The sequence below is a fragment of the Arundinibacter roseus genome, from assembly GCF_004348825.1.
GTDB classification, from domain to species: domain Bacteria; phylum Bacteroidota; class Bacteroidia; order Cytophagales; family Spirosomataceae; genus Arundinibacter; species Arundinibacter roseus.
Genome location: NZ_SMJU01000006.1, coordinates 395,882 through 403,909, shown reverse-complemented (window position 1 = coordinate 403,909; position 8,028 = coordinate 395,882). Strand labels below are relative to the sequence as shown.

Sequence of the window (8,028 nt, the reverse complement as noted above, 5' to 3'; positions counted from 1 at the left end):
ATTTTTGAAGGTATAATTCAGGAATGTTGTATCCTTATTACGTTAAAATAGCATTGGTGGTTAGGGCTGTGGGACACAGCCCACGGAATTTTCTACACCTTGGGCTGTGTCTCACAGCCCTTTTTTTTAAGGATTACATTTAATTTTTGAGGTTTTAATTCAGGAATGTTGTATCCTTATCACTTTAAAATAGCATTGGTGGTTAGGGCTGTGAGACACAGCCCACGGATGTCAGAGGGCATTTCTCCTCACTCAGTACCATGATTTTCCCTGATATACGTAATTGATTCAAGGCAGAGTTTGTGTAGGATAGAGAGGTTGATGTCCGACAGTTTTTTTATGTAGATGCAAGCTTTTCCCATCTTAAATTTCCCCAGCTCGTCCAAAAGTTTTTTACTTTCATCGGTTGGAGAAAGGATATAGAGGGAAAATTCTGCCTTTCGTGGAGAAAAACCAAGGATTGGCGCATCTCCTTCGTGGCCGCTTGCGTATTTGTAATGATACCGGCCAAAGCCAATGATCGTCGGCCCCCACATCCTGGGTTCAAATCCCGACCACTCCTGCATAAGTTCCATCAGCCGGAGACTATCCGCCTTCTTTTGGTCATTGTCAACATAGGAGTCAATGAACTCACGAACGCTGACTTCGGTGGAGGTTGTCTTGTTTTTTGCCATTGGGGGGTAGGGGTTCGTAGATTGTTGATGAAGATTTTGGTTTTCAGGGGTTTGAGATGTAAGACGAAAAAAGAGAATTTTGTTTGATTGCCAGCCCACCCGGAAAAACCCGAAGCCCTATTCCATCACAGTCGGCATGGGCGGAAAGTGTACAAAATAGTAGGAGTAAAAGGGGGAGTTGTTGTTTCATGGGCTGGGGGATGATGGCAAAATGTTTGCGAAGGGTAGGAATAAATAGCATTTCACTGTCAACCAGGCAGAAACTTTGATAGAAGATACAAGGGTAAAATTACCAAAAATTTACTCTCGTTGTCAAAATGGAGGTAAAAATTACTCTCGTTCAACCAAAATAAGGGTATGTTATCAGTGGGCGGCTTACAAATTATATTGGCCGAAAACGGCTAAGTATGAGAGCAGTGGCAGATTTCAAGGCGATTACCTGTCCGACACCACCAAAGTTTATCAAATGTAAAGACCTTTGATTTAGCACTTCACTTTCATGTAAGCACTAAATCCCCGCCTTTTGGGTAGGTGCTGTTATGGGCTGCCTTTCTTGTCATTCTATAAGTTTTAGTTGTCTCGCCAAGTCAATATTTGTCGTAACGAGTAGGTTGTCCATTAAGGGATAAATTTCATTTTCTTCATCACGTTTAAATTCAGAAGCACTTAAAATAATTGTCTTTCCGTTTTCCGTTTTTATTTCAAATGTCTGCGGATAGGTCGTGTAAACTTTATTAGAGCCATCAAGATTTGAAGTCCAAGTTTCTTCCCAAACTATTTTAAAGTCAACGATTTTTTGTCCAATGCAGTCAATCCATTTTTTCTCGGTTGAAACGTCCCATTTCTGTTCATAGTCATTTGTTGTTTCGGTTAAGTCAAGCAATTTTGATTGAAGTCCGTAACTAATAAATGTATTGTCCCAAAAGACGTAAATAGTTTTGTTGTCTGTCTTGAAGTAGATAGAATGGTCAAGAGTGTCAATGTCTGGATACTTTGTTTTGTAATAAGGTTCAGAATTAATATTGTTCCCTTCTTCGTCAGCAAAGTATTTTAGTTCCCCATAAACAACACCACGAATTGTCTGTCCAAAGAACATTTGTCGGCAGTCACTTTCGTATGTGATATGTTTGTCTGTTAATGTCATTTTAAGGTTGCCGCCAACGACCGTATATCCGCAATCCTCCTCTTTTTCATTGCCAATAGATCAATCACTTACGGTTATATCAGTTAAAGTTGTATCTCCTCCCTGCGGAATTCCTTCCCCAAGTAACCATTTATTTTCGAAAATTCAATGTGACCAATCGATAATTTCTCAGACCTATCCGTTTGCTGTCGTTTGCTGCATTTCCTGCCGAAAAAGTGGCATTTGACCATCAAAAAAGGTACTTTTGAGCCCGTTTTTTGTTTATGACCCTACCATGGAAACCTCTATACACACAAACATCGATACGATTACCCTTGAACTACACACGCCCGTGCTAGACGACCGGCCCGTGTTTGTGTCAGGCAATTTTTGTAAATGGTACCCCGACATGGAGCAGTACCGGCTGCATCAGATCGGCCCCGGTCACTACCGGTTTGTGTTTCCGGAGGAGCTGGATTTGCCCGAAAAAATAGAGTATAAATACACCCGCGGCGGCTGGGATCAGGTCGAGCTGGACAGCGAAGGCAAGGCGCCAAAGAATCGGGTGCTGGATCGTACGGCTCCGGTTACGCACGATTTTGTGCCGCATTGGCGCCGGAATGGGGTTTCTTTGGATACCACCTACATGCCAATTCTCGAACTGTTTTCGCAGAATTTCAGAGTTCCGCAGCTACAAACCGAACGGAAGGTATACGTGCTGCTGCCGCATGCCTACCACGAGCAACCCAACCGCCGGTATCCGGTGCTATACATGCTGGACGCTCAGAATCTGTTTGGCAAAGGTTCTGCTTTTGGGAGTTGGGGCATTGATCGCAAAATGGCCGTTTTGGCCTCGCGACAGCGGGGCGACGTCATCATTGTGGCAATTGATCACGGCGAAGAAAAGCGGATTCAGGAGTTTTCGCCCTACAACAACCCCAAACACGGCAAGGGCAAAGGGCGGGAGTTTCTACGGTTTATTACCGATACACTGAAACCGCAGGTGGATCAGCGCTACCGCACGGAGCCGCATCGCCTGCATACGGGCATTGGCGGGAGTTCGCTTGGCGGGTTGATGGCGGCCTATGCGGGCCTGATGCACCCGAACGTGTTCGGGAAATTGATGGTTTTTTCGCCTTCGCTCTGGATTTCTCCCCGGATTTACTTCGACGCTTCCCATTTTTTTGAACCGCTCGAAACCCGTATGTATCTCTACGGCGGCCAAAAAGAAGGCGCCAACATGGTTCAGAATCTGGAATTTTTGTACGAAACCCTTGAACAACAGGGCTACGGCTATGACCGGGTAAAGCTCCGGCTCGAAATTGACCCCACGGGGCAGCATCAGGAAGAACGCTGGGGAGAGGAGTTTCCCAAAGCGCTGGAATGGTTGTATTATTAAGTAGCTGAAAATCAATAGGTTATGGCAGTTGATTTTTTGTATTTCATTGAATTTTAGATTTTTAAAATGAAATATTTTAGAAAAAAATGAAATCTGTTCCTCATCAAGCACAACAAAAACGCTCCGTAGGAGCCACCTGTTTGTAGTTATTGAATGAATCCATGTAAAAACAAAAGCTCCGTAGGAGCGACCCATGACTACTGTTTTTGGGCCGCTCCTACGGAGCTATTTTTTATTTCAATGTAAACTTGACTACAAACGGAATGCCCGGCATGGAATGCCCGGCATGGAATGCCTCTATGAGGCTTAAACAAGGAGATATTTCGAAATGGAACATTTGCCATGCCATTGTTCCTCATCAAGCACAACAAAAACGCTCCGTAGGAGCCACCTGTTTGTAGTCATTGAATGAATAAATGTAAAACAACAGCTCCGTAGGAGCGACCCGTGGCTACTGTTTTTGGGCCGCTCCTACGGAGCTAGTGAGCATTTCAATTTATATGTCCACCTACAAACGGAATGCCTCTACGAGGCTTAAGATATTTTAGCTAACAGCTACTTACAAAATAAACTGACTCAAATCCCGGTTTTGCACCAGAGCTGAAAGCTTTTCTTCCACCATTTCTTTGGTAATTACCACGTGGGCGTTGGGCCCGATAATATCCGGAATATCAAACATAAATTCATTGAGCAGCGTGCTCATAACCGTTTGCAGCCGCCGCGCGCCAATGTTTTCAACTTCGCTGTTTACCTCAAAAGCTATTTTTGCAATTTCATGAATAGCTTCATCCTGAAACGAAAGCTCTACTTCTTCGGCCCGCATCATGGCTTCGTACTGCTTAGTCAAAGCATTTTTGGGTGCTTTCAAAATCTGGTAAAAATCATCCTGCGTCAGACTTTGCAACTCCACCCGAATCGGGAATCGGCCCTGTAATTCAGGAATAAGGTCGGAGGGCTTGGCCACGTGAAAAGCCCCGGCGGCGATGAACAGAATATGGTCGGTATTGATGATGCCGTGCTTGGTGTTGACGGCACTTCCTTCCACAATCGGGAGCAGGTCGCGCTGCACGCCCTCGCGGCTTACATCGGGGCCGCTGCCGGACGAGCGGCTTGACGCTACTTTGTCGATTTCATCAATGAAAATAATGCCCAAATTCTCGGCCTTGCGAATCGCCTCCTCCTTTACTTCGTCCATATCAATCAGCTTGGAAGCTTCCTCTTCGAGCAGAATCTGACGTGCTTCACTGACGGTAACCTTCCGTTTTTTGCCACGCTTGGGCATCATGTTGCCAATCATTTCCTGAATATTCATCATCGACACGTCGTCAACAGAGCCGCCGATCATGCCAATGTTGGGGGAGCCATTTTGCTGAACTTCAATTTCAATTTTGCGGGAATCAAGTTCACCATTTTTGATTTTTTTCCGAAATCGCTCGCGCGTCCGTTGATTGAGTTCCTGATCGCTGCCGGGCATTTCGCCGGTAGAGGCAGATTTTGTCGAATCAAACCCAACGCTGCCGGGCGTCAGCGAGTGCATCGGCGGAATCAGAATGTCCAGAATAAGCTCTTCGACAAGCTGTTCGGCTTTGATTTTGACTTCTTCTTTCTTTTGAGCCTTCACCATACCGACCGATTGCTCCACAAGGTCGCGTACCATGCTTTCAACGTCGCGGCCTACGTAGCCGACTTCCGTAAACTTGGATGCTTCTACTTTTACAAAAGGTGCATCGGCGATTTTTGCCAGGCGACGGGCAATTTCGGTTTTACCAACGCCCGTGGCGCCAATCATTAATATATTATTGGGAATAATATCCTGTTGAATCTCTGCCGGGCTATTCATGCGGCGCCACCGATTTCGCAGGGCAATGGCCACATTTCTTTTTGCTTCGTGCTGTCCGATAATATACTGATCCAATTCGGCGACAATCTGCCGCGGCGTGAGTCTATTCAAGTGTTCAGTCATTCGTGGGTTCGTTGTGTACAGATAAAATAAGTTACTTTTCTTTTAACATAAAAAATCGTGATAGCGTTTTCAGACAGTCGCTCAATTCTTCAATCGTAGCTGCGCGCTCAGCGTGTGCGAGGCTCGTCCGGCGTTAAATTGCGTCCGTCCGTAGCTGATTTCGAGCTGTTTGATGCGGAGCCATGCACCTGTCGAAATTCCTTCAAAACCAGACCGATTTTGAAGCCGCAGTTCCTGCCGAAGCAAATGATCGTAGCCCAGCATCAGCCGAAATTGAGCGTGCAGCATCAGTTCCGTGCCCAGGCTCAGGTGCCGGAGCAGCTGCTCAGGCAGGGCTACTTTGCGGGGAATTTGGTTGCCGTTGGCGTCAAACTCAAAAAACAGATCGGGGTCATTGTACACTATATCGAAGGCGTTGAGGTGATGCGCTGTCAGGGAAATCCGAACGGGCATGTATTGGGGCTTGAAGGTGAGGCCGATGCGTACGTCAAACGGGAGTGGGGGAGGTTCGCTGCCGCCATAATTCTGCCGCAAAAAGCCCATATTTTTGACCACAAAACCGGCGGTAAAATCCTGTCGGGGATGTTTAAATAGCGCCCCCCAATCCAGCGCTAGTCCCCAAAGCTGATAGGAAGCCACACCTGAGCCTATGAATTTGGCAGACGCTCCTACTGTAATGTGCTGAATTGTATGTCCATAGCCCATCGAAACCGCATAGTCGGCGGCCCTGAATTGTCCAATTTCGTTGCCCGACGCATCCGTTTCAGTAAAAGTACCGTAATTGAAGTAGTGAATGCCTCCTGCCCAAACTCCCGCTGTAGAGCCAATTGATTGAGCGTAAGCCAACGTAAGCAGTCGTGTATCGGCGAGGTGGGGCATCATGGAAAGCGACAAACTTCCAGATTTTGTGGTGTCGAGAGCAGCTGGATTTTGCATGAAAAGGGCAGCGTCGTTCCCGGGCAAAGAAATGGCGCGCGTACCTAGTGCTGAGAGCCGTGCCTGAGCAGGAAGTTGCAAAAAGGATAAACCACTACGTCCGCCTGTGGGTTGTGACAAGCTTGGAAGGCTCGTCAGCACAAAAATCAATCCGGCGAACAGGGTCAAACGTAGATGCATGGGTGACTGAGATGTTGCAAAAAAGTATTGATTCCGTAACTTGCCCGTTCTAAATTAAACAACCGGGCAAAGTAAAAGTACAAGGAAAAAAAAGAATCAGGAAAGCAATCCTGACTTAACCCCGTACTGCCGGTTTTTTGATACATAAACCCAACTAAGTCATCCGGAAAAATTTAAGTAGCATGGAATCAACGAATGTAACGTCAGTCAGAACCGAAATATTGGATAAAAAAAATGCGGAAGCCCTGCTCGGCGGAGGGGAAAAACGCATTGCTGCCCAACACGCCAAAGGCAAGCTGACGGCCCGGGAGCGTGTCGAACTTTTTATGGATGAAGGTTCATTTGAAGAAATTGGCAAATTTGTGATGCACCGCAGCAAAGACTTTGGGCTGGATAAAGAACACTACCTGGGTGATGGCGTTGTGACGGGCTACGGCACTGTAAACGGGCGATTGACCTACGTGTTTGCCCAGGATTTTACGGTCTTTGGCGGTTCACTCTCCGAAACCCACGCCGAGAAAATCTGCCGGATCATGGATTTGGCGATGAAAAATGGAGCGCCCATCGTGGGATTAAATGATTCAGGCGGCGCCCGCATTCAGGAAGGTGTGCTGTCGTTGGCAGGTTATGCCGATATTTTTTATAAAAACACCCTGGCCTCCGGCGTCATTCCCCAAATCTCGGCCATTATGGGCCCCTGCGCGGGCGGAGCGGTGTATTCGCCCGCAATTACGGACTTTATCATGATGGTGGAGCAAACGAGCTACATGTTTGTGACGGGCCCCAACGTGGTAAAAACCGTTACGCACGAAGACGTAACTTCCGAAGAACTGGGCGGAGCCATGACGCACGCTACCAAATCGGGGGTGACGCATTTTGTGGCAGCCAATGAAGTACAGTGCATCGAAAACCTGAAAAAGTTACTGAGCTACCTGCCGCAAAATTGTGAGGATACAGCGCCGCCTGTACCCTACGAACTTGAAAATGAAAGTCGGCCCAAACTGGCGACGCTCATTCCGCATAATCCCAATCAGCCGTATGATATGCGGGAGGTGATTGAGGAGTTGGCCGACGCAGGCAGTTTTTTTGAAGTGCATCGCTATTTTGCCGAAAACATCGTGGTTGGTTTCTCTCGGATCGCAGGTCGAAGCGTAGGCATCGTGGCCAATCAGCCGGCGGTTTTGGCCGGAGTGCTCGACATCAACGCAAGTCAAAAAGCCGCACGGTTTGTTCGTTTTTGTGATAGTTTCAATATTCCCTTGCTGGTGCTGGAAGATGTACCGGGCTTTTTGCCGGGAACCGATCAGGAATGGAACGCCATCATTACCAACGGGGCCAAATTGCTGTACGCTTTTTGCGAAGCTACCGTGCCGCGCATTACGGTCATTACGCGCAAAGCCTATGGCGGAGCCTACGACGTGATGAATTCCAAGCACATTGGGGCGGATATGAACTATGCCTGGCCTACCGCCGAAATTGCGGTGATGGGAGCGAGCGGGGCTGCCGAAATAATCTTTAAACGTGAAATTGCCGAAGCCGAAGATCCGGCGGCTAAGTTGCAGGAAAAAGTAGCGGATTACACCGAAAAGTTTGCCAATCCGTATCGTGCTGCGCATCGGGGCTATGTAGATGAGGTGATTTATCCCGAGCAAACCCGCGAAAAACTGATTCGGGCCTTTGCCATGCTGGAAAATAAAGTAGCGAATTTGCCCAGAAAAAAACACGGAAATATTCCCCTATAAAACCGCATTTT

Annotated in this window: 6 protein-coding genes; 2 read left to right on the top strand and 4 right to left on the bottom strand. The window is 47.2% G+C overall.

Features of this window, described 5'->3' with window-relative positions; genetic code table 11:
* Positions 1-248: 248 nt before the first annotated feature.
* Together EZE20_RS11735 and EZE20_RS11730 are read right to left on the bottom strand one after the other, a co-directional pair.
* Positions 249-674, bottom strand: coding sequence for a DUF1801 domain-containing protein (locus tag EZE20_RS11735; RefSeq protein WP_132117766.1), 426 nt, complete (start codon positions 672-674; stop codon positions 249-251).
* 556 nt (positions 675-1,230) lie between these two features.
* The gene (locus EZE20_RS11730) at positions 1,231-1,818 is read right to left on the bottom strand and encodes a hypothetical protein (protein WP_132117765.1); all 588 of its coding nucleotides are present in this window, start codon (positions 1,816-1,818) and stop codon (positions 1,231-1,233) included.
* 274 nt (positions 1,819-2,092) lie between these two features.
* Between EZE20_RS11730 and EZE20_RS11725 the strand changes: the two genes are divergently transcribed.
* Positions 2,093-3,196 carry an alpha/beta hydrolase gene (locus EZE20_RS11725; RefSeq protein WP_132117764.1) on the top strand — a complete coding sequence of 368 codons (1,104 nt, stop codon included), beginning with the start codon at positions 2,093-2,095 and terminating at the stop codon, positions 3,194-3,196.
* 559 nt (positions 3,197-3,755) lie between these two features.
* On the opposite strand, the gene hslU is transcribed toward EZE20_RS11725, so the two are convergent.
* Both hslU and porQ read right to left on the bottom strand, forming a co-directional pair.
* Complete coding sequence (gene hslU / locus EZE20_RS11720; protein WP_132117763.1) at positions 3,756-5,159, bottom strand: ATP-dependent protease ATPase subunit HslU; 1,404 nt, start codon at positions 5,157-5,159, stop codon at positions 3,756-3,758.
* An 81-nt stretch (positions 5,160-5,240) separates the two neighbouring features.
* Entirely contained in the window at positions 5,241-6,275 is a 1,035-nt protein-coding gene (porQ, locus tag EZE20_RS11715) for a type IX secretion system protein PorQ (RefSeq protein WP_132117761.1), read from the bottom strand.
* A gap of 182 nt (positions 6,276-6,457) precedes the next feature.
* Here porQ and EZE20_RS11710 point away from each other — a divergent pair, with 182 nt between their 5' ends.
* A complete protein-coding gene (locus EZE20_RS11710; RefSeq protein WP_132117759.1) occupies positions 6,458-8,017 on the top strand; it encodes an acyl-CoA carboxylase subunit beta in 1,560 nt (519 codons plus the stop codon).
* The last annotated feature ends 11 nt before the right edge of the window (positions 8,018-8,028 follow it).